17 protein-coding genes are annotated in these 22,141 nt (G+C 64.4%); 4 read left to right on the forward strand and 13 right to left on the reverse strand.

The window, feature by feature from the left end:
* Together B3T59_RS12185 and B3T59_RS12190 are read right to left on the reverse strand one after the other, a co-directional pair.
* Positions 1–4,544 (reverse strand): non-ribosomal peptide synthetase (locus B3T59_RS12185; protein WP_287003569.1); only part of this gene is annotated, 4,544 nt, incomplete at its 3' end.
* On the reverse strand, positions 4,541–12,655 hold the full coding sequence (locus B3T59_RS12190; RefSeq protein ID WP_313317183.1) for a non-ribosomal peptide synthetase: 8,115 nt from the start codon (positions 12,653–12,655) through the stop codon (positions 4,541–4,543). The genes B3T59_RS12185 and B3T59_RS12190, both read right to left, overlap by 4 nt.
* Before the next feature lie 379 nt (positions 12,656–13,034).
* Between B3T59_RS12190 and B3T59_RS12195 the strand changes: the two genes are divergently transcribed.
* The 4 genes from B3T59_RS12195 to B3T59_RS12210 all read left to right on the forward strand — a co-directional run bounded on the left by B3T59_RS12195 (position 13,035) and on the right by B3T59_RS12210 (position 16,607).
* Entirely contained in the window at positions 13,035–14,495 is a 1,461-nt protein-coding gene (locus B3T59_RS12195) for an ATP-binding cassette domain-containing protein (RefSeq protein ID WP_287003571.1), read from the forward strand.
* 86 nt (positions 14,496–14,581) lie between these two features.
* Positions 14,582–15,361 (forward strand): ABC transporter permease, encoded by a 780-nt coding sequence (locus B3T59_RS12200; protein ID WP_287003573.1) that lies wholly within the window; start codon positions 14,582–14,584, stop codon positions 15,359–15,361.
* Positions 15,358–16,209, forward strand: coding sequence for an ABC transporter permease (locus tag B3T59_RS12205; protein ID WP_376782609.1), 852 nt, complete (start codon positions 15,358–15,360; stop codon positions 16,207–16,209). The genes B3T59_RS12200 and B3T59_RS12205 overlap by 4 nt, the downstream gene beginning before the upstream one ends.
* A 41-nt stretch (positions 16,210–16,250) precedes the next feature.
* Positions 16,251–16,607: a GNAT family N-acetyltransferase gene (locus tag B3T59_RS12210; RefSeq protein WP_064868218.1), complete on the forward strand. Its 357-nt coding sequence runs from the start codon at positions 16,251–16,253 to the stop codon at positions 16,605–16,607.
* Positions 16,608–16,969: 362 nt separating this feature from the next.
* Here B3T59_RS12210 and rpsQ read toward each other — a convergent pair whose 3' ends face one another.
* From rpsQ to rpsJ, 11 genes are all read right to left on the reverse strand, one after another.
* Positions 16,970–17,260 carry a 30S ribosomal protein S17 gene (rpsQ, locus tag B3T59_RS12215; RefSeq protein ID WP_005203958.1) on the reverse strand — a complete coding sequence of 97 codons (291 nt, stop codon included), beginning with the start codon at positions 17,258–17,260 and terminating at the stop codon, positions 16,970–16,972.
* Positions 17,257–17,490 (reverse strand): 50S ribosomal protein L29, encoded by a 234-nt coding sequence (rpmC, locus tag B3T59_RS12220; protein ID WP_005203954.1) that lies wholly within the window; start codon positions 17,488–17,490, stop codon positions 17,257–17,259. The genes rpsQ and rpmC overlap by 4 nt, the downstream gene beginning before the upstream one ends.
* Positions 17,490–17,906 (reverse strand): 50S ribosomal protein L16, encoded by a 417-nt coding sequence (rplP, locus tag B3T59_RS12225; protein WP_005203950.1) that lies wholly within the window; start codon positions 17,904–17,906, stop codon positions 17,490–17,492. Before rplP ends, rpmC begins: the two co-directional genes overlap by 1 nt.
* A 3-nt stretch (positions 17,907–17,909) precedes the next feature.
* Positions 17,910–18,722 carry a 30S ribosomal protein S3 gene (rpsC, locus tag B3T59_RS12230; protein WP_005203947.1) on the reverse strand — a complete coding sequence of 271 codons (813 nt, stop codon included), beginning with the start codon at positions 18,720–18,722 and terminating at the stop codon, positions 17,910–17,912.
* A 2-nt stretch (positions 18,723–18,724) separates the two neighbouring features.
* Entirely contained in the window at positions 18,725–19,135 is a 411-nt protein-coding gene (gene rplV / locus B3T59_RS12235; protein ID WP_005170314.1) for a 50S ribosomal protein L22, read from the reverse strand.
* Positions 19,135–19,416 (reverse strand): 30S ribosomal protein S19, encoded by a 282-nt coding sequence (rpsS, locus tag B3T59_RS12240; RefSeq protein WP_005203946.1) that lies wholly within the window; start codon positions 19,414–19,416, stop codon positions 19,135–19,137. The genes rplV and rpsS overlap by 1 nt, the downstream gene beginning before the upstream one ends.
* Before the next feature lie 20 nt (positions 19,417–19,436).
* Positions 19,437–20,273, reverse strand: coding sequence for a 50S ribosomal protein L2 (rplB, locus tag B3T59_RS12245; RefSeq protein WP_005203943.1), 837 nt, complete (start codon positions 20,271–20,273; stop codon positions 19,437–19,439).
* Between the two features lie 29 nt (positions 20,274–20,302).
* Positions 20,303–20,608 carry a 50S ribosomal protein L23 gene (rplW, locus tag B3T59_RS12250; RefSeq protein WP_005203935.1) on the reverse strand — a complete coding sequence of 102 codons (306 nt, stop codon included), beginning with the start codon at positions 20,606–20,608 and terminating at the stop codon, positions 20,303–20,305.
* A gap of 2 nt (positions 20,609–20,610) precedes the next feature.
* Entirely contained in the window at positions 20,611–21,297 is a 687-nt protein-coding gene (rplD, locus tag B3T59_RS12255) for a 50S ribosomal protein L4 (RefSeq protein WP_005203933.1), read from the reverse strand.
* Positions 21,294–21,950 carry a 50S ribosomal protein L3 gene (rplC, locus tag B3T59_RS12260; RefSeq protein WP_049698833.1) on the reverse strand — a complete coding sequence of 219 codons (657 nt, stop codon included), beginning with the start codon at positions 21,948–21,950 and terminating at the stop codon, positions 21,294–21,296. The genes rplD and rplC overlap by 4 nt, the downstream gene beginning before the upstream one ends.
* Positions 21,951–21,970: 20 nt before the next feature.
* A partial coding sequence (gene rpsJ, locus B3T59_RS12265) for a 30S ribosomal protein S10 (RefSeq protein ID WP_287003588.1) occupies positions 21,971–22,141 on the reverse strand: 171 nt, incomplete at its 5' end.

Below are 22,141 nucleotides of genomic sequence, written 5' to 3' on the forward strand. Positions count from 1 at the left end.
ACCGGTCGCAGCCGCTCGTCGAGCACCGCGACGGTGATGCCCGCAACCGGATCACCGATCGTGACCGGCTCATCTCGCCTCAATGGCCCCGCAGACGTTGCGATGATCGTCGATTCCGACGGCCCGTACAGGTTGCTCATCCGTCGTGCGGAATCGCCGGATACCCAGCGGGCCATCTCGGCGTGGGGCAGCGCTTCTCCTGCGGTCATCAGCACCGGCAGTGCATCGTCGGGCAGACCCGGTATGGTCGCCAGCACGCTCGGGACGATCACGGCATGCGAGACCTGTTGACGCACAATGACATCGGCGAGCTCGGCGCCGCCATACACCTGCGGCGGGGAAAGCACGAGAGTAGCACCGTTGCCATAGGTGACCAGAGACTCGAAAACCGCGGCGTCGAAGCTGGGAGAGCTCACCGCGAGCATCCGCGACGACGAGGACAGTCCGAAGCGTTCAGCGGCGAGCGCCGCGACGGTGGTCGTCGCGCGGTGCGTGACGGCGGAGCCCTTCGGCCGGCCGGTCGAACCGGACGTGAAAATGATGTAGGCGGCATTGTCCACGCGCACCGGCGCGATCAGTTCGTCGGCTGACAGCGGTGCTACGGAGAATGTATCGAGTTGTGCCCAGAGATCGTCGTCCACGACCACCCAGTGGGCTCCGTAGGGCATCGCGGACACCGATTCCGGTTCGACCACGCCGAGTGGCGCACCCGAGTCCGCGACCACCATCGCGATGCGGTCGGTCGGATAGGCGGGATCGACCTGGCACAGTGCGCCACCGGCTTTCGCGATGGCCCAGAAGGCCAACTGCCCCGAGATGCCGCGTCGGCACGCTGAGACGACCGATGTCTCGGGCCCCACTCCCCGAGTTATCAGGAAACGGGCGAACTGGTTGCTTCGGGCATCCAGTTCGCCGTAGGTCATCGACTCATCGCCCGAGACGAGCGCGAGGGCATCAGAATTCGACGCTGCCCTGGCCAGCATCTGCGGCAGGGTCAGTTCAGGCGACGGCAGAGCACCGGCGACCACGAGGTCGTCGCGATGTTCGGATTCGAGGATCTCGACGTCGCAGATGCGCATGTCGGGTTCTGCGACCACCTGGCGCGCGATGCGTTCGAAGAACTCGATGAATCTGGCCACCGAGCGCGGGTCGAACAGGTCAGCGGCGTAGTCGACGTTCCCGCGTAGATAGTGCCCGGACCGATCTCCCGCCGGCCAGGATTCGATGAAGGTGACCGAGAGGTCGTAGTCGGTGAGGGTTCGCGGATGATCCTCGAACTCGATTGCCACACCAGGCAATTCGAAGGATGAGTCGGTGTGGTCCTGCAGGGCGAGTGCCACCTGGAACACCGGCGCGTGCGAGTCTGTACGCGGGAGATCGAGTTGCTCGACGACCATCTCGAAGGGCACGTCGGCATTCGATATCGCTGCCAGGTCGGTCTCTTTGACGACAGCGAGCAGGTCGGTGAAGGCGTCCTCGACCCCGAAACGTGTGCGCAGCGCGAGACTGTTGACGAACATTCCGACCAGGTCGTCGAGGGCTCGCTCACCGCGGCCTGCGTATGGCGTGCCAATCGTGATGTCGGCACTGCCCGAAAGCCTGTTGAGCAGCACCAGCCACATGGCATGCAGCAGCATGAACAGCGACACACCGTGCTCGAGGGCGAACTCATCGAGTTCGGCCGCGAGTCCCGCACCGATCGAGAACTGATGGTTGCGCGACACTTTGCTCTGCGTCGCAGGCCGCAGGTGATCCAACGGGAGATCGATGAGATCGGCCGCGCCATCGAGTGTTTCACGCCAGAACGCGAGCTGCCGACCGGCGATCGAGTCGCGCGAGCGCGGGTCGCCGAGCACCGCGCGCTGCCACAGCGTGTAGTCGGCGTACTGCACCGCGAGCTTGCCGAAGTCGGCACTCTCGCCCTCACTGCGCGCACGATAACCCGCGATCACGTCACGTGCCAGCGGCCCCATCGATGCGCCGTCTGCGATGACGTGGTGGACGACGAGCACCAGGATGTAGTCGGCACGGCCGGTCTGGAGCAGTCGGGCGCGTAGTGGCGGGGCGTCTGCCAACCGGAACGGCTCCCAGGCGATCTCGGCGATCTTCTCCTCGACATCGGACGGGTCGGTGGTGATCGGATCGGCGACGATGATATCGGGCGCGTCGTCGCCGATCTCCTGTTCGGCGACTCCGTCTCGCACCGGGAATCGGGTGCGGAGCACCTCGTGGCGACGCACCACATCGTCGAGTGCACCTGCCAGCGCATGGGTGTCCAGCGCACCGGAGAAGTGCAGCACGAGCGGAATGTTGTAAACGGCGTTGTCGGGTTCGAGTTGCGCGAGGAACCAGAGGCGTTGCTGGGCATACGACAGCGGAATGGCGCCCTGTCGGTCGACGGCGGCCAGCTCGGGTCGGTCGACGGCGACTCGGCCCGCGACCTGTTGCGCCAGATCCGCTACGGCAGGCGAGGTGAATACGTCGCGCACACTGACCGGTAGTTGGAGGACTTCACTCGCGCGCGCCGCCACCTGAGCCGCAACCAGAGAGTTGCCGCCCAGATCGAACAGCGACTCGATCACACTGACCGAATCGAGGCCGAGTACCTCGGCGTAGACATCTGCCAGTCGATGCTCGTACTCGCTTCGCGGGGCGACGAATTCTGCTGTCGATTCGATGCGGGGCAACGGTAATGCCGCACGATCGAGCTTTCCATTGACGTTGAGCGGGAGCTGCTCGAGCTCCATGATCACGTCAGGAACCATGTAGTCGGGAACTCGCTGAGCCACTTCTGCGCGGATCGCCGAGACGTCGAGACCCCGGCCCACCACGTACCCGACGAGGTGGGTGGGGCCGTCGTCGCGGGTTTTGATAGCCGCAGCGGCGGCGTCGACACCTACCGCCGCCAACAGCGCAGCCTCCACCTCGCCCAGCTCGATGCGGAAGCCACGCAACTTGACCTGCGCATCGCTACGGCCGAGATACTCGATACTCCCGGCACGGGGAATGGCGACGTCACCGGTCCGATACATTCGATCGCCCGGCGCGCCGAAGGGGTCGGCCACGAACCGGGTCGCATTGAGCTCGAACCTACCCAGATAGCCTCGGGCGACCTGTGGACCCGCGATATAGAGCTCACCGGGTATACCGTCGGGAACCGACGCCAGGCGACGGTCGAGGATGTAGGTCCGTGTCCCCGGGATAGGGCCACCGATATCGGATGCCGATGTGGCGCTGACGAAGTCGACCGTCAGCTCACGGCGCGTCATGTAGACCGTGGCCTCGGTGGGGCCGTACATGTTGTTCAGTTGCGGCCCCGGGTCGCCTTCACTGTCCAAGCGATCTGTATGCCAGCGTCGAACCTGCTCGAAATCGAGCGCCTCGCCCACGAAGATCATGCTGCGCACCGAGGACGGCATACGCGCGCCGGACGGTGGGCGCACGGCCGCAGCGAGTTGATAAAAGGCCGACGGCGTCAGATTGACGATCGTCACCTGCTCGCGGTCAAGAATCTTCACGAAATCCGCAGGGGAACGGGTGGTTTCGTAGTCGAGGACCACCAATCTGCCGCCGAAGGCCAGCGACACCCAGATCTCCCCGACCGACACGTCGAACGCGTACGACTGGAACATCGTCCACACATCGTGCTCGGTGTAGTCATACATCCGCGACATGGCATCGAGGAGCGACACAACGTCCTCATGGGTGACCGCGACGCCTTTCGGCTTTCCGGTCGACCCCGACGTGTACATGACGTAGGCGGGGTGCGCCGGATCGACACGCGCAGGCAGTGTCGTCGCCCTCGGCGCGACGTCGAGGAGGTCGTCGACTGTGGACACCATGTCGCCGAACGCCGTGGCCGACCACGCATGCGTCGTTTCGGAATCGGCGACGATGACCGCAGGCGCGGCGTCGTCGACGATCGTGGACAGCCGCTCGATCGGATGCGAACGGTCGAGCGGCAGGTAGGCCGCCCCCGTCCGCGCGATGGCTACCAGGACCACGATCAGTTCAGCCGTCCGCGGAAGCGCAACTCCCACCAGTGTTTCCGGGCCGGCTCCACGGTCGACAAGGCGAAGCGCGATGTCGTGTGAGCGGCGATCGAGTTCCCGGTATGTCAACGACGCACCGGCGGGGTCGGTGATCGCAACCCTGTCGGGGAACCGATGAACCGACGACCGGACGAGACCCGGCAGTGAGCTGCGATCACTGCTCCCGAACAGTTCGTCGACCGCTCTTCGCACACTCTCGATCGCCGCCGCCGATGCCTCAGCGACCTCCGCCGGCGATAGACCTGGTCGCGCGACGAGTCCTGTGACCGTGGCCCTGACCGCGGCATCGGCGTCGAGCCCCTGGGCCGCGAGTGCCCTCGCAGTCACCGACGCCTGAGCAGCCAGGCGCGAGAACGGGACCGGCCCTCCGGCACCTGTGAACGCCACCGCGTCCGGATACGCGTCGGCCGTTGCGCCGATCAGATCAATCAGCGACGGTGTCCGCCCCCACCCGCGCGCCTGTATACCGTGTCCCCCAGTCGGGCCGGTCACTGGTCGTATGACTCTCGGCTCATGGTCACTCTCCCGACGCGTACCGCATTGGCGCGCAACTGTTCCAACACATCATCCAGCGCATCTGAACCACCGGCGGCCAGCGCCGGAAGCGCTCCCATGACCGCCATGGTCAACGCCGAGTCGATATCCCCCGTGGGCATCGCCGCCGTCATCACGCTGACCATCGACCACAGATCCGCGAAGGTGACAACCATCCCGTCGTAGGTCATGGCCGTCTCCGCGGGCCCGACCTCAGCCGCCGACGCGACCAGATCGGAGAGCGGCAACGGCGAGTCGACTTCATCGTCGGCGACCGCTGCCTCGACGATGGAGGTACGCGCCACGATATCCCCTACTGCACGTTGCGGATCGCCACCGACCTCTCGGAGCAGACTCAGGAACAGTTCGCTCAGTTTCTCGACGCTCTGTGCTTCGAAAAGGTCTGTTGCGTAGTCGAAACGGCCCCGCATCGCACCCGAGGCGTCATTCGAACCGTCGAGTGAGTATGGAAACACGGTGAGCTGGAGGTCGACCTTCGCGGTGACGAGTTCTTCGGAGATCGGTTCGACCTCGAGCGAATCCATCCGCAGTGCCGGGAAATCCAGGTTTTGGTAAGCGAACATCACCTGATATACGGGGTTGTACGCGGTTGGGGGCTTGGCGAGCAGCTCGGAGGCAATCCGTTCGAACGAGATGTCGGCGTTGGCCATGTCGGACAGATCATCTCGTCTCACTCGTTCCAGAAGTCTGGTGAAGTCTTCATGCGGATCGAGCTGGGTGCGCAGCGCCAAGGTGTTGACGAACATCCCGACGATGTCGTCGAGAGCACGGTCCGCGCGCCCAGCATAGGGCGTGCCGATCACGATATCGTCGTCGCCACTCATTCTGTGTAGCAGCACCGCGAAGACGGTGTGCAACACCATGAACATGGTCGTATTACTCTGCCGGGCAACCGATTCCAGAGATCTCCGCAGCTCGGCGGGAATCTCGAACTCGACGCGCCCGCCGGCAAAGCTCGGCGACTTCGGGCGTGGACGATCGGTCGGCAACTGAATACGTTCCGGCGAGCCGTGCAAGCGCCTCAGCCAATAGTCGAGCTGCGCTTGCTCTTCACTCGTGCCGCTCGGGTCAACGGCTGCGAGCTTCTCCTGCTGCCACAGGGTGAAATCGGCATACTGCAGCTCAAGCGGGTTCCACCCCGGAGCCTCACCTCGCGCCCTGGCCGCGTAGGCGGCCATGAGATCACGGGCCAGTGGGGCCAACGACGCCCCATCGCAACCGATGTGATGCACCACGAAGACGAGCACACTCTCGCCGGCGACGTCGGGAGCGGCAGTGCGAGCAGCATCGTCCTGCTTCGACCGCCGCGTCAGCAGTACCCACCGAACCGGGACTCCACTGGTCACGTCGAAGCCCTGACCGGTGATCTCCGCGATCGCCTGTGCGACGTCTCCGTCGTAGGCGACCACTCGCAGATCGGCGTGCGCGTCCGTTGCCCCGGAAGGCATGATCAGCTGCATCGGCTGCCCGTTGATCATCGGGTAGGTCGTACGTAGCGTCTCGTGTCGTTCTACGACGTCGCGCACCGCTAGTCGCAACGCGATCTCATCGAGTTCACCGCGGATTCTCAACGCCAGCGCGATGTTGTAGGCAGCCGATTCGGGTGAAGCGTTGTTCACCACCCAGAGTCCGCGCTGGACAGTTGAGACCGCAACCATCTCCGCGCGCGCACGCGGGCCGAGCGGCGGCGCCCACGAGCCCGAGGGTGAGGTCCCGAGCGACTCGGCGAGCTCGGCGACGGTGGGCGCAGCGAACAGCTCACGGACCGAGACGTCCCGACCGATCACTTCCGACACCCGTGAGGTGACCTTGACCGCTGACAACGAGGTACCACCGAGTCCGAAGAAATCGTCTCGTGCCCCAACTCGTTCCGCGCCGGTGACGTCGCTGAAGACGCCCGCGATCACTGTTTCCATCTCGGTCCGCGGCGGGAGGTACTCCTCGGCGGACGACAGGTCGACACTCGGCAGCGCCCTGCGATCGATCTTTCCCACCGGGGTCAGTTCGAACCGGTCGACGATGACGATGGTGTGCGGGATCATATGTCGCGGAAGGCGACTCGCGGCAAAGTCGAGAATGTTGTCCGGGCTCACGGTTGCGCCCGGGGCGATGCTGACATAGCTCACCAGTAACGTCTCACGTGCCGGCCCGGGAATACCTGCGCTCAGAGCCGTCACGACGCTCGGGTGCTCCTCGATGACGGCGTCGACCTCCCCCGGCTCAATTCGCAGGCCTCGGATCTTGATCTGGAAGTCGTTACGCCCGTGGTAGACGATGCGGCCGTCTCCACGCCGCGTCACACGATCACCGGTGCGGTAGAGCCGGCCCGGACCATACGGGTTGGCCACGAATCGCGTCGAGGTGAGTGCTGGTTGATGCAGATATCCGATGGCGACCTGGTCACCTCCGAGATACAACTCTCCGGTCACGCCAGCAGGCGCGTGCCGGAGGGCATCGTCGAGAACGAATGCGCCGACTCCGGACAATGCGGTACCGATCGTGACCTGATCGTCCTGGGTCATCGGGCCGTCGACGGTGACGATGACCGTGGCCTCGGTCGGCCCGTACGCGTTGAAGAACGATCGACTCGACCAGCGGCGAACGAGTTCGGCGCTACACGCCTCCCCCGCCGCCATCACGGTCTGCAGCATCGGTACCTCGGACGGCTCGATCGTCGAGAGCACCGATGGTGTCATCATCGCGTGGGTAACCCCGTTCTTCGCGATGACGTTGGTCAGTGCTGATCCGGCATACTCGTCTACCCCTGCGACCACGAGTTCACCGCCGCTGTGCAGCGCCAGCAACAACTCGAGCACAGACACATCGAAACTCGGCGACGCGACGTGCAGCACCCGGCTCTGTGGTCCGACGCCGAACCGACGGGTGGTCGCCTCGGCCAGGTTCGCGACCTGGCGGTTGGAAACCAGCGTCGCCTTCGGTTTTCCGGTCGAACCCGAGGTGAAGATGAGGTAAGCGTCATCGTCGAGTGATGGCTGCCGCGCGAGTTCGTCGTCCCGCAGTGGAGCACCGCTGTGCCCTGCAATCTGCATCTCGAGGTTCGGGTCGTCGAGTGCCAGCCAGCGCATACCGACCTGGTGGGTTGCACGATGCCCTGGGCGCGTCACGCCTACTGCCGCGCCGATCGTTTCAAGCATCATCTGCCGACGCTCGGCAGGATAGGTCGGGTCGATCAGGACGAAGGCGGCACCCGACTTGATCACGGCGACCGTGGCCACGACTGACAGGGTCGATCGACCGATCTCGATCGCCACGGCGTCACCGGGACCCACTCCGAGCCCGGCCAGTTCGCGAGCGATCTGATTGGTGCGAGCTTCGAACAATTCGCGCGTGACGGTGGTGTCTCCGCGTAGTGCCACCGACGAGGATCGCCGATCGGTCGCTGCGCCGGCAAGGAGCTCGCGGAACGAACGTGGCTGCGCTGCAGCACTTATCGTTCCCAACTCGGTCACAACCTCGGTGTCGAGCAGATCGATCGCTCCGACCGCGTTGTCTGGTTGCCGCACCATCGCGGTCAGCACACGCGCGAACTCGTCGGCGAACATCTCGATAGTCGACGCGTCGAAGATGTCTGTCGCATAGCCGAATTCGACGTCGACGGCAGGACCCTCTGCGTGTTCGGACTGCGTGAACGCCACCTGGAGTTCGTATTTGGCTGCGGGGATACGCACCGCGCGGACGGACGTGCCGAGATTCTGCTCGGCATCGGGTCCGAGCCAATCATGCTGCCAGGTGAGCATCACCTGGAACAACGGCGAATGCGACAGTGCCCGGTCGGGTGCGATTTCTTCTACGACCTGCTCGAACGGCACATGCGAGTGCGCAATCGCGCGCGCAGACACGCTCTTCGAATCCTCGACGATTTCTCGAGCCGTCTTGTATGGCGTGATCCGGGTTCGAAGCGGCACCGTGTTGACAAACATTCCGACAAGGTCGGCCAATGCGCGATCGTCGCGGCCGGCGACGGCGGTGCCGACGGTGACATCTGAGCCTCCCCACAGCCTCGAGAGCAGCACACTCAGCGCGGCGTGCATCACGTGGAATGGCGTCGCGTTCACAGAGGCGGCGAGGTCGGTCACCGCGTCGAAGGTCGTCGAAGTGATCAGCCTGTCAACAAATGCCCCTCTGCCCGAGGGAATGTCGGGGCGCGCCCGATCTGCGGGCAGCTCCATCACCTCGTCGGCCCCTGCGAATTCCCGACGCCAGAAGTCGAGCTCGGCCCGCGCCAGGGAGTTGCCATCGTCGGGGTCGCCGAGAATCTGGCGTTGCCAGATCGTGTGGTCGATGTACTGCAGCGGCAGTGGAGTGAATGCAACATCCCTGCCTGTGCGGAGCGCATCGTATGCCGTCAGGAGATCTCGCACCAACGGCGACAACGACATTCCATCACCGGTGATGTGATGTAACACGATCAACGCCAGGAAACCCGACGGCTTCGCCAGAACCGTGAAGCGCACCGGCACCTCGGCCGCGAGGTCGAAACCCCTCGCAGCCAGCTCCGTGACCACGTCATCGACGTCGGCGTCTGACACCTGGCGGATCGGAGCCGTCACCGAATGCACAACAGTGTCCGCCGACAGGATCTCCTGAACCGGCTCGCCGTCCACGGACGGGTACCGGGTGCGCAATGTCTCATGCCGGTCGACCACTGCGGCGAATGCCTGCACCAGCACGCTCGGGTCGTGTTCTGGCCCCAACTCGACGTAACCGGCCATGTTGTAGGCAGCCGATGACTGGTCAAGACGATTGGTGAACCAGAGCCGGGTCTGTGCGGTGGAGAGCGGAATGGTCTCCGGACGGTCGTCGAGCGTCGTGGGGGTAGAGGGAGCGGGCTGCGATACCTGCTCGATTCTGCGCGCGAAGTCGGCGAGGTCCTCACTGTCGAAGAGGTCGGTCAGCCCGATTGCCTTACCCGTGGTGGTCCGCAGATGTGCGACGATCCGAGCGGCGTCGAGTGAATCACCCCCGACGCCGAACAGGTTGTCCCGCATGCCGATCCGCTCGGTACCGAGCACGTCGGCGACAGCATCGACGACGATGCGCTCGGTGTCGGTGGTCGGCAGCACGACGTCATGTCCGGGACGGTCGAAGACCGGGGCCGGCAAGATGGCTCGGTCGAGCTTGCCGTTGATCGTCCGCGGCAGACCGTCGATGACATTCACGAGGTCGGGAACCATGTAGCCGGGCAGGAGTTGACGAACCTCCGCACGAACCCGTGCGACGTCGAGGTCAGAACCCGACGCCTCGTCGGGCACCACGTAGGCAACCAGTTTGGGGCCGCTGTCAGCGACATTCGAGTGCACCTTGGCGGCCGCGCCGGCGACACCGTGGCACGCGCGAAGCGCCGCCTCGACCTCACCGAGTTCGATGCGATAGCCGCGCAACTGCACCTGGAGATCGGACCGACCGAGATACTCGATGTCGGTTCCGACCCTTCGTCCGAGGTCACCCGAGCGGTACAGCCGATCACCGTCTCCGAAGGGGTTCGCGATGAACCGCTGCGAGGTCAGCCCCGGTCGTCCGCGGTACCCGCGCGCGACTTGCTCTCCGGCAACATAGATCTCGCCGACCGCGCCTTCTGCCACCGGCTGAAGCCTCCGGTCGAGCAGGTGTATGGCCATCGACGGCAGCGGAGCACCGATCATGCTGCCCGACTCGGTACGCACCAGTCCGGGATCGAGCGCCCGCGATGTCACGTGGACGGTGGTCTCGGTGATGCCGTACATGTTCGTCAGCTTCACCGAGTCGCCGAAGGTGCGGTACCACCGATCCACTTCGTCGAACGGCAGCGCTTCACCGCCGAACACGATGTGCCGCAGCGACGACGGCAATCCCGACAGCCGGCAGGCATCGGCCAACACCGCGAATGCAGAGGGCGTCAAGGAGACGAAAGTGATGCATTCATGCTCGATCAGGGCACGCATCTCGTGGGGTGACCTTGCGGTGTCCCGGTCGACGATCACCACCCGCGCCCCTGACGACAGGGGCCCGAAAATCTCCCACACAGAGAAATCGAACGCATACGAATGGAAGAACGACCAGACGTCTGCCGGAGCGAAATCGACCTCGGTACCCGCCGCATCCAGCAGGGCAATGAGGTTGCGATGCGTGACAGCAACGGGTTTCGGGCGCCCGGTCGATCCAGAGGTGTAAATGATGTATGCGAGCGAATCGAGCGGTTGCGCGTCCGGGAGCGGGACCGCGCCCGCTTCGCTCAGCAGCGTGGACAGGCTCACCGCAGGAATCCCCGCCATGGCGTCGGCGCCGGCCTCCGCCTCATCGTCGAGAATGACGCAGGCCGGAGCCGCGTCCTCGATGATGAACGCCAGTCGATCCGCCGGACTCGCCGTGTCCACCGGCAGATATGCCGCACCGGCACTCAGAACGCCCAGGATCACGCTGATCAGATCCGCGCGTCGGGGCGTGGCGATGCCGACGACGGAGCGGGGTCCGACACCGCGCTTGGTGAGTGCACGCGCGACGCGGTCAACGCGGTCCGCGAGTTCCCCATAGGTCAGTCGGTGACCGTGCTGATCGACGACAGCTACGGACTCGGGGTGTTCGTCGACGATCCGTCGGAATCGGCCGATGATCGATGGGTCGGCGTGCCCGGACGCGGTCGGCGCTGTCGGGTGCGGCGCGGGAAGACCGGCCAGGAGCTCTCTGTCCCGGTCGGTGAGCATCGGCAGGTCCGCCACCAGACGATCGAGCGAACCGGCAGCGAGGAACTCATGCAGGAATGCGATGAATCTGCTGTGCAGGACGTCGAGTTCATGTTGCTCGTAGAGACCCGGGTTGGCATGTAGATCCACACCGAGCGGAGCGCCCGGGCTGGCCTGGTAGAGGTTGACCAGCAGATCCTCGAGGATTCCCGACGACAGAATGTGATACTCGACGCGCGCCCCGATGAGCTCGATCGGCTTGTCGAAGAACATCATGTTGACGACAGGACCGAATGTGGTGGCGCCTGTCTCGTGGAGCCCCGCGTCGCGGCGGATGTCCTCGACCCTGTAACGCTGGTGGCGTAGCGCCCCGGTCAGGGTCACTTGCATCGACTCGATGAGTTCGCGTACCGACTTGTCGGTCACATCCGTTGCCCGGACGGGAAGCAGATTCGCGAGCATTCCACCCGCACGTTTGATCTTGGCTGTCGCACGGCCGGTGACCGGGAGTGTGAGGGTCACATCGTCGAGGCCGGTCCGACGGGCAGTGAATGCGCTGAAGGCCGCGGTGAGAATGACAGCAGCCGACGAGTGGAGGTCGGTGGCGACCTGTTCGAGCCGATCCTGCACAGTGCTCTCGAGGATCGCCGACGACACGAGGTTGACCGGGTCGAGTGGTGCCGTGACCCCCCGCCGCGACAGGGTCACGCGCTCACCGAACCCGCTGACCTGCTCGAGCCAGTGGGCGCGGTCGGCGGCGTACCGTGAGCCCTCGCGATAGGCCTGCTCGTCGGCCACAACCTCGGCCATCGTGGCCAGGGGCTTCTCGACCAGCTCGGTCTCGGTCACTCGCGCGTTGTACCGTTCGACGGCCATACGGGTGAGCGTGAGTGCCGAGTAACCGTCGATCACGATGTGGTGACCGCGCATGTACCACAGTGTCCGCTCGTCCGAAACCCGTAAAAGAGCACTGATCACGAGTTTGTCGTGAGCCAGGTCGACCGGACTACGGTATTCGTCCAGCATCCATTCATAAGCCGCCGCGAAGGGGTCGACGCCACCACGGAAGTCGATGATGTCGACCTCGTGGTTGATCGTTTGGTCAACAACCTGACGGACCTCGCCGCCGGATTCGATCATTCGCAGGTAAGGAGATTCGAGCACCCGGCAGGCATCGATCAGACATTCAGCAAGAATCCGCGGGTCAAACGATTCTTGGGTGTGCTCCATATCCAAAAATTGCGCAATATTGACCGAGTATCGATCCGAGAGTCGCTCGGCGAACCACATGCCCCGCTGCGCTGCGGTCAGTTCGAACAAGTCAGACTCCTCGATCATCGTCCACGAAAGCGGCCGGTTGTCGGCCATGGTCGAATACAGCCGGGAAGGGGCTGTCCGTCCCGGATCGTGCAATTCACCTGTTGATCAACTGTTGCCCTCGGCTCGGCGGGTTCGTAATCGCACGCTCCTGAAGTATGTTCGTTGGGAACCAGCGCAACGTTACTTCGGAATCCTCAGGCTAGGTTGAGTAACACTCAATGTTAGCTCTAACGATTACATTAACGAATCCTCAGCATGATGCCCGGGGAGGGATTTCGAATCCCATCAGCCCTGATCCACCTGGCACACGACCACACGCCAGGTGCACGACGGAAGCCGTGACAGGAAACCTCTCGCCTGAGACGCTGGGGCTGGGTAGTTTGGGATACGAGCTGCGACCAGCACAAACCCATGCGGAAGGGAAGACATGACCGACCTGTCGACTGGTCGCGCTGCGATGTCGACCCCGTCTGTGCTCGGAGCTGAGCGTCCGCACGCCCCGGACCGAGCAGTTGCCGTCCCCGACGACACCCGCCAGCGAGCCGGACGGCACGCCAGTAGCGACGGCAGAGGTTCGGAGTGGTTGATCGCAGCGACACACGAACGTGCGCGAAGGCTTCGTCCCGGGAACGACGCGACAACGGACGCCGACCGTCGCGACGGACCCGGCACGGCGTCGTCGCGCTTTGTAGGCCTGGCGACGTCCGGCGATCTCAGGGATGCGCGTATCACCACTCCGGAGACCGAAGGTCTCCGACGGCAACCGCAGTCAGTGGTGACCACCCCGTGGGAGAGGTACGCAGAGCCGAAGACCCGTGACCAACCGGCGGTCAAGACTCAGAACTTCTCGACGCCGGAGACTCAGAACGCCATAGAGGCCAGAGACCTGCGGAAGTCGTTCGGGGAGATGACGGCCGTCGAAAGCGTCAGCTTCAGCGTCAAGAAGGGGTCGATCCTGGCGCTCCTCGGTCCCAACGGTGCCGGCAAGACGACGACGGTCAACATGCTCTGCACCTTGCTCAGACCCGACGGCGGCACCGCCTCGGTCGCGGGCCACGACGTCGTCGATGATGCACCCGCTGTCCGACGCTCGATCATGCTCACCGGGCAGTTCGCTGCACTGGATGAGTCGTTGACAGGCAAAGAGAACCTTGTCCTGTTCGGGAGACTGCTGGGACTGTCCCGAGCAACCGCTCGGAAGCGTGCTGCCGATCTGCTCGACCAGTTCGGACTCGGTGCAGCCGCCGACCGCAGGGTCAGCCAGTACTCCGGTGGCATGCGGAGACGGATCGACATCGCGTGCGGGCTCGTACGTAAACCCGAGGTCGTCTTTCTCGACGAACCGACCACAGGCCTCGACCCACGCAGCCGCCAGGAGGTGTGGAGACTGGTCGAGACGCTCCGGGATTCCGGCGTCACGACCCTGTTGACGACCCAGTATCTCGAGGAAGCCGACGCTCTCAGCGACCACATCGTGGTCATCGATCACGGCCGGGTGATCGCATCGGGCACCGCTGACGAACTCAAGACACAGACGGGTGACTCCTACTGCGAGGTGACCCCGCTGCACGCCGCCGATATTCCGCGGCTCAAAGACTTACTCGCCCCGCACTCGGCCGGCAGCGGTACGAGGACCACGTCGGAGATCCGGGGCCGGACGCGCGTCGACGCCTCAGAGGCCGACGACACCGTCTCGGAGGTCTCGCTTGCTGTACCAGCACCCGAGGGTCCGCGGACACTCATGAAGATTCTGAACACCACCGACGCCGCGGGGATCCAGCTCTCCGACATCTCCTTGCGACGGCCTTCGCTCGACGAGGTCTTTCTCGCACTGACCGAACCCGACCGCGCCGAAGACGCCGGGTCAGACGGGAACAGTGCGCGATGACGGAACGCGCAGTTGCACAGCACAACGATGTCGGCACGTCACCGATACACCGAGCTGAGTCACAGACGCGCGACACCGAATCACCGATGCACGGAGCTGACGACAAGATCCCAGCGCGCGGGCAGCTCAGGGCACTGACCGCGCGCGGGGTCATCGCGATGATCCGCAACGGCGAGGTGGTTTTCGCATTCCTCGCGCCGGCGTTTCTCGCCACATGCTTCTATCTCCCACTGCGCTCTGTGATGGATCGATACCCGGGGATGGACTACGCGCAGTATCTGATGCCCATCATCACGCTTCAATCGCTCGCGTTCGTCGGTGCAACGGCAGCAATGCGGTCGTCGTTCGATCGGGTCAAGGGCATCAACACGCGGTTTCGCACGTTGCCGATGTCGGCGTCCGTACCGGTACTCGCACGTGCCGGGACCAACGCGGTGTTGCTGATCATCGCGCTGGCCTGCGCGACGATTGCGAGTCTGATCATCGGGTGGCGTCCGCAGGGCAGCGTCGTCGAGACGGTGGGCCTGTACGCGATTGCGATCGTCATCGGTTTGTTCTTCACGCTTGTCACAGATGCGGTCGGACTGCTCGCGGGTAGCCCGGAAGCGACCAGTCAGGCACTGGCACTACCTGTTCTGGTTCTCGGCATGCTCTCCACCGGATTCGCGCCCGTCGACCAGTTCCCCGACTGGATAGCCCCGTTTGTGCGCAATCAGCCGATCTCCCAGTTCGCCAACGCATTGCGAAGCCTCACTGACGGCACATCGTCGTGGGCAGTCGTGGCGCCCGCTCTCTGGTGGTGCGTGGGGCTCGGTCTGCTCGGCGTCGCACTGACTGCGCTTGCAGTGCGGAGGACACGCGGATGAGCGCCGGCGCCATGCACACGAGCGGGACAGTTCCCACGGCCGAAGCGGCGACCGCAGCTGAACCCGCCGAGGGCTCACCGCGGTCGTGGTATCGGCAGAGTCTGCTGCTCACCGGACGACAGTTGTCGGTGCTACTGCGCGACCGCGCGACAGTCATCCAGATCGTGTTGGTTCCGGCATTGACGATGATCATGTTCAAAGTCGTTCTGGGCACCGCTGTCGGTGATGCGACAGGCCAGGACAGCGCGTTTGGAACGGTCCCGCTCGTCATTCTGGTGAGTGCGATGTTCGGCGCCGTTGCCAGTGCCATCCGTCTGAACCTCGAACGAGGCACGGGTCTCCTCGGCCGACTCTACGTACTGCCGATCAACAGGTCGGCCGACCTGACATCACGACTGATGTGCGAAGTCTGCAGAATCCTCGTCACCACGCTCCTGCTTCTCATCGTGGGATTCGGTATCGGATTCCGATTCACCGCTGGATGGCTTGGAGTGTTCGGCGTCGTCGGGGTGTCTCTCATGTTCGGAATCGCCTACGCCATCTTCGTGTTGGCGTTGGCGATCAACTTCAGCCCCGGCGCTCCGCTCGTTCCGCTGTTGTCGTTGCTGTCGAGTGTTCTCATGTTCTTCAATTCCGGCTTCAGTCCAGTCGACGCGTACCCGGGATGGCTGCAGCCGATCGTCGCACACCAGCCGATGACTCCTGCGATCGAGCTCATGCGATCGTTCGCATCGGGAGGTCCGATCACGTCGTCGCTGATCCAGGTGACCCTATGGACGGTCGTGGTGACCGTCCTGTGTACCTATCCGGCTCTCCGCGGCTACCGGAAAGCGGCCACCTCACGCTGAGGCATCCCACGAGGTCGGCCCCGCGGCCTACCCTCGAACTCATGACAACCGACAAAACCGGAGCCGAGACCAACGTCAGCCATCTCGCTGACGAGAACCGCTATCAGATCAGCGTCGACGGCCGCGTCGCAGGACTCACCGCCTACCGCGACCGCGATCACGACGGCACGGCCGAACGCGTGTTCTACCACACTGAGGTTGGCCCGGACTTCGGCGGGCGCGGCCTGGCGACGATCCTCGTGCGCGAGGCTCTCGACGACTCCATCGCCGCCGGGAAGCTGATCGTTCCCGTGTGCCCGATGGTGCGCCACTTCCTGTCCGAGCACGCCGACTATGCGGCCAAGTCCCGCAAGGTCACACCCGATGACATCAATTGGATCGAGTCAGTTACGTCGTAGCCGCAATCGGGTCGAAAGTCCCTGTTCCGCCACCGGTCGTCGCCCATATTCTTGTCCTGTGAGCGGGGGTGGACGACCGCTCACCACGACGGTCGAGCAGCTCACCGGCCACCTCTCCGGGTGAGCAGCGGCGCACCGGTCACCGACCCGCTCGACTTTCCAGTCGGGCGGGTCGAGTCGTTTCGGGGGAGGCGCCGCAGATCTCTGTCGAGAGGGCAACACAGATCCCGCCGACAGCACGACCCGGCCCGTCAAGGACATTTGCGCTCCGCAGCAAGTCGGCGACAGCACCGCAACAAAACGACTGTGGCCCGCCCCCTTTCCGGGGGCGGGCCACAGTCGTTGTCTTGTAGAGACGGCTCTTACTTGGCCTTCTCCAGCACCTCGACGAGACGCCAGTGCTTGGTCGCAGACAGCGGGCGGGTCTCCATGATCCGCACGCGGTCGCCGACGCCGGCATCGCCCTTCTCGTCGTGGGCCTTGACCTTGCTCGTGGTCCGGATGATCTTGCCGTACAGCGCGTGACGCTTACGATCTTCCAGCTCGACCACGATGGTCTTCTGCATCTTGTCGCTGACGACGTAACCGATGCGCTCCTTGCGACGGTTCCGCTCAGCGGTGTTGGTTTCGGTCACCTTCTGGTCCTCACTCATGCGTCATCACCATCCGGTCCCGACGCCAAACCAAGCTCACGCTCGCGCATCACGGTGTAGATGCGTGCGATCTCGCGACGCACGGTCCGCAGACGACGATTGTTGTCGAGCTGGCCGGTAGCCATCTGAAACCGAAGGTTGAAGAGCTCTTCCTTCGACTCTTTGAGCCGGTCGACCAGATCGGTGTCGCTGAGATCACGAAGCTCAGCTGCTGCAACTCCGAGTGCCATCAGAACTGCTCCTCTCTGGTCACGATCCGGGTCTTGATGGGCAGCTTGTGCTGCGCGCGGCGCAGGGCCTCGCGAGCGGTCTGCTCATCGGGGTAGGTCATTTCGAACAGCACGCGACCCGGCTTGACCGGGGCAACCCACCACTCGGGCGAACCCTTACCGGAACCCATGCGGGTCTCGGCAGGCTTCTTGGTCAGCGGGCGGTCGGGGAAGATGTTGATCCACACCTTGCCGCCACGCTTGATATGCCGGTTGATGGCGATACGAGCGGACTCGATCTGACGGTTGGTGATGTAGGCGCTCTCCAGAGCCTGGATGCCGAAGTCACCGAACGTCACCTTGGTGCCGCCCTTGGCCTGGCCCTTGAGGCTCGGGTGATGCTGCTTGCGGTGCTTGACCCGACGAGGGATCAACATGCCTCAGCCCTCCTGCTTTTCTGCTCCGGCGCCGGCGCCAGCAGTTGCCTCGGCAGGAGCCTCCGCTGCCCGACCTGCGTCGGTGCTGGTGGCCGTGGTGCCAGAGGCACCGCTGCGGCGAGGACGGCTGGGACGACGCGGACGACGATCCTCGGCTGCCGGCGCGGCTGCGGACAGCTCACGCTTGCCACCGACGATGTCACCCTTGTAGATCCAGACCTTCACACCGATGCGGCCGAAGGTCGTCTTGGCTTCGTAGAGTCCGTAGTCGATGTCGGCGCGCAGCGTATGCAGCGGCACGCGACCTTCGCGGTAGAACTCACTGCGGCTCATTTCTGCACCGCCGAGGCGACCCGAGCACTGGACTCGGATGCCCTTCACGTTCGGCTGACGCATCGCCGACTGGATCGCCTTGCGCATCGCACGACGGAACGCCACGCGGTTGCTCAGCTGCTCCGCGACGCCCTGCGCCACGAGCTGGGCCTCCGACTCCGGGTTCTTGACCTCGAGGATGTTCAGCTGGACCTGCTTACCGGTCAGCTTCTCCAGGTCGCCACGGATGCGGTCGGCCTCGGCGCCACGGCGGCCGATGACGATGCCGGGACGAGCGGTGTGGATGTCGACGCGGACGCGGTCACGCGTGCGCTCGATCTCCACCTTGGCGATGCCTGCACGCTCGAGCCCCTGCGAGAGGAGCTTGCGGATGGCGACATCTTCCTTCACGTACTCCGCGTACTGCTTGTCGGCGTACCACCGTGAACTCCAGTCGGTGGTGATGCCCAGACGGAAGCCGTGCGGGTTGATTTTCTGGCCCACTGTCAGGCTCCCTTCTTCTTCGGCTGACGCGACCGGCCGCGTGCGGACGATGCCTTCTCGGGAAGACTCTCGACCACAACAGTGATGTGGCTGGTGCGCTTGCGGATACGGAACGCGCGGCCCTGTGCGCGCGGCTGGAACCGCTTGAGCGTGGGGCCCTCGTCAGCGAATGCGGTGGCGACAACCAGGGTCCGGCGATCCAGATCCAGGTTGTTCTCCGCGTTCGCGACAGCGCTGGCGAGAACCTTGTAGACGGGCTCCGACGCCGACTGCGGTGCGAACCGCAGGATGTCGAGCGCCTCGTCGACGTTCTTGCCGCGGACCAGGTCGAGTACACGACGGGCCTTCATCGGCGTCACGCGAACGAACTTGGCCGTGGCCTTCGCGGTGGGATTATCGGTCTGCGTAGTCATTACCGGCGCTTCGCTTTCCGGTCATCCTTGATGTGACCCTTGAAGGTACGGGTGGGGGCGAACTCGCCCAGCTTGTGCCCGACCATGTTGTCCGAGACGAACACCGGGACGTGCTTGCGACCGTCGTGGACGGCGAAGGTGTGACCGATGAAGTCGGGGATGATGGTCGAACGACGCGACCAGGTCTTGATGACCTGCTTGGTGCCTTTTTCGTTCTGCGTATCCACCTTGGCAAGCAGGTGGTCGTCGACGAACGGGCCCTTCTTGAGGCTGCGTGGCATTCTCTAACTCCCTCCTGTGCTTATCGCTTGTTCTTGCCGGTGCGACGGCGCCGGACGATCAGCTTGTCGCTGGCCTTGTTCTTACGGGTACGGCCCTCAGGCTGACCCCACGGGCTGACCGGGTGGCGACCACCGGAGGTCTTGCCCTCGCCGCCACCGTGCGGGTGGTCGACCGGGTTCATCACGACACCACGGACGGTCGGGCGCTTGCCCTTCCACCGCATACGGCCGGCCTTACCCCAGTTGATGTTCGACTGCTCGGCGTTGCCGACCTCGCCGACGGTTGCGCGGCAGCGCACGTCGACGCGACGGATCTCGCCCGACGGCATACGGAGGGTCGCGTACGCGCCTTCCTTACCGAGGAGCTGGATCGAAGCGCCCGCGCTGCGAGCCATCTTCGCTCCGCCACCCGGACGCAGCTCGACGGCGTGCACCTGGGTACCGGTCGGGATGTTGCGCAGCGGCAGGTTGTTGCCGGGCTTGATGTCGGCGGCGGGACCGCTCTCCACCACGTCGCCCTGGGACAGACCCTTGGGCGCGATGATGTAGCGCTTCTCGCCGTCCACGAAGTGGAGCAGCGCGATGCGGGCGGTGCGGTTCGGGTCGTACTCGATGTGAGCGACCTTGGCGTTGACGCCGTCCTTGTCGTTGCGACGGAAGTCGATCAAGCGGTATGCGCGCTTGTGACCGCCGCCCTTGTGCCGGGTGGTGATCCGGCCGTGTGCGTTACGTCCACCGCGACCGTGCAGCGGACGAACCAGCGACTTCTCGGGGTGGTCGCGAGTGATCTCGGCGAAATCAGCGCCGGACGATCCGCGACGACCCGGGGTCGTCGGCTTGTACTTACGAATAGCCATGAGTTCTCAGTCCTTCTCTGAAGTCCCGGTCAGCCGACCGGTCCTCCGAAGATCTCGATGGGCTTGCTGTCTGCGGTCAACGTGACGATCGCGCGCTTGGTGGACTTGCGCTGGCCGTAGCCTGCGCGGGTGCGCTTGCGCTTGCCCTGGCGGTTCGCGGTGTTGACGCTCGTGACGGTCACATCGAAGATCTGCTCGACGGCGATCTTGATCTGCGTCTTGTTCGAGTCCGGGTGAACCAGGAAGGTGTAGACGTTGTCCTCGATGAGTCCGTACGACTTCTCCGAGATCACCGGCGCCAGGATGATGTCACGCGGGTCAGCCTGCGTAGCCATGCTCAGGCCTCCTCTGTCTCATTGGCGACGGACTTGGCCGTCGACGTGTTCTGTGCGATGAACGCGTTGAGCGTCTCGACGCTGAACACCAGTTCGTCCGACTCGAGGACGTCGTAGGTGTTGAGCTGATCGGGAGCGATCGGCAGCACGTTCTTCAGGTTCGCAACGCTCTTCCACGCGGTCAGGTCTTCGCGGCCGAGCACGACGAGGAACTTACGTCGGGTGCTCAGTGCCTCCAAGAACTGCCGAGCGCTCTTGGTCGATGGCGCCTGGCCTGCGACGAGCTCGGTGATGACGTGAATGCGCTCGTTACGAGCACGGTCACTCAGCGCGCCGCGCAGAGCGGCTGCCTTCATCTTCTTGGGGGTGCGCTGGCTGTAGTCACGCGGCTGCGGGCCGTGGACGACGCCACCACCGGTGAACTGCGGTGCGCGGGTCGAACCCTGGCGGGCGCGACCGGTGCCCTTCTGGCGGTACGGCTTGGCGCCGCCACCGCTGACCTGTCCACGGGTCTTGGTTGCGTGTGTGCCCTGGCGAGCGGCGGCCTGCTGGGCCACCACGACCTGGTGCATCAGTGCGATGTTCGCGGGTGCGTCGAAGATCTCGGCGGGCAGATCAACGGTTCCGTTGGTCTTGCCGTCGGCGGTCTTGACGTCCAGCGTCAGCTTCGTTGTGGTTTCGGTGCTCACTTCGCACCACCCTTCACAGCGTCACGGACGACCACGATTCCGCCCTTACGGCCGGGGATGGCGCCCTTGATCAACAGCAGACCGGCCTCGGCGTCCACCTTGTGGACGGTGAGGTTCTGCGTGGTCACGGTGTCGTTACCCATGCGACCGGCCATCCGCATGCCCTTGAAGACACGACCCGGGGTGGCGCAGCCACCGATCGAGCCGGGGGCACGGTGCACGCGGTGCGCGCCGTGGCTGGCACCAAGACCGGAGAAGCCGTGGCGCTTCATCGCGCCGGCAAATCCCTTGCCCTTGGAGGTGCCGGTGACGTCGACCAGCGCACCGTCGGCGAAGATCTCGGCGGTCAATTCCTGACCGACCTCGAACTCGCTGGTGTCGGCGACGCGGATCTCGGCCAGGTGGCGACGCGGCGTGACGCCTGCCTTCGCGAACTGGCCTGCGACCGGCTTGGTCACCTTGCGGGGATCGATCGCACCGTAGGCAAGCTGCACGGCGGTGTAGCCGTCGCGGTCCTGGTTACGGAGCTGGGTGATGACGTTCGGGCCTGCCTGAATGACAGTGACCGGAACGACACGGTTGTTCTCGTCGAAGACCTGGGTCATGCCGAGCTTGGTGCCCAGAATGCCCTTGGTCGCGCTCTGATTACTCATGATTTCTCTTCGCCCCCGCCCTACTGGATGTTGACGTCGACACTGGCCGGAAGATCGATGCGCATGAGCGCGTCGACGGTCTTCGGCGTCGGGTCGAGGATGTCGATGAGTCGCTTGTGAGTACGCATCTCGAAGTGCTCGCGGCTGTCCTTGTACTTATGCGGCGAGCGGATGACGCAGTACACGTTCTT

Origin of the sequence: Gordonia sp. UBA7860, from assembly GCF_002500165.1 — a bacterium.
Lineage (GTDB): Bacteria > Actinomycetota > Actinomycetes > Mycobacteriales > Mycobacteriaceae > Gordonia > Gordonia sputi.

What these genes read in the sequence shown, in the direction of transcription:
- rplP (WP_005203950.1), bottom strand. Translation starts at nt 17,906, where the DNA reads ATGTTGATCCCTCGTCGGGTCAAGCACCGCAAGCAGCATCACCCGAGC.
- rpmC (WP_005203954.1), bottom strand. Translation starts at nt 17,490, where the DNA reads ATGGCACTCGGAGTTGCAGCAGCTGAGCTTCGTGATCTCAGCGACACC.
- rplC (WP_049698833.1), bottom strand. Translation starts at nt 21,950, where the DNA reads ATGAGTAATCAGAGCGCGACCAAGGGCATTCTGGGCACCAAGCTCGGC.
- rplV (WP_005170314.1), bottom strand. Translation starts at nt 19,135, where the DNA reads ATGACTACGCAGACCGATAATCCCACCGCGAAGGCCACGGCCAAGTTC.
- B3T59_RS12210 (WP_064868218.1), top strand. Translation starts at nt 16,251, where the DNA reads ATGACAACCGACAAAACCGGAGCCGAGACCAACGTCAGCCATCTCGCT.
- B3T59_RS12205 (WP_376782609.1), top strand. Translation starts at nt 15,358, where the DNA reads ATGAGCGCCGGCGCCATGCACACGAGCGGGACAGTTCCCACGGCCGAA.
- B3T59_RS12200 (WP_287003573.1), top strand. Translation starts at nt 14,582, where the DNA reads ATGCACGGAGCTGACGACAAGATCCCAGCGCGCGGGCAGCTCAGGGCA.
- rplW (WP_005203935.1), bottom strand. Translation starts at nt 20,608, where the DNA reads ATGGCTACGCAGGCTGACCCGCGTGACATCATCCTGGCGCCGGTGATC.
- rpsQ (WP_005203958.1), bottom strand. Translation starts at nt 17,260, where the DNA reads ATGAGTGAGGACCAGAAGGTGACCGAAACCAACACCGCTGAGCGGAAC.
- rplB (WP_005203943.1), bottom strand. Translation starts at nt 20,273, where the DNA reads ATGGCTATTCGTAAGTACAAGCCGACGACCCCGGGTCGTCGCGGATCG.
- B3T59_RS12190 (WP_313317183.1), bottom strand. Translation starts at nt 12,655, where the DNA reads ATGGCCGACAACCGGCCGCTTTCGTGGACGATGATCGAGGAGTCTGAC.
- rpsS (WP_005203946.1), bottom strand. Translation starts at nt 19,416, where the DNA reads ATGCCACGCAGCCTCAAGAAGGGCCCGTTCGTCGACGACCACCTGCTT.
- B3T59_RS12195 (WP_287003571.1), top strand. Translation starts at nt 13,035, where the DNA reads ATGACCGACCTGTCGACTGGTCGCGCTGCGATGTCGACCCCGTCTGTG.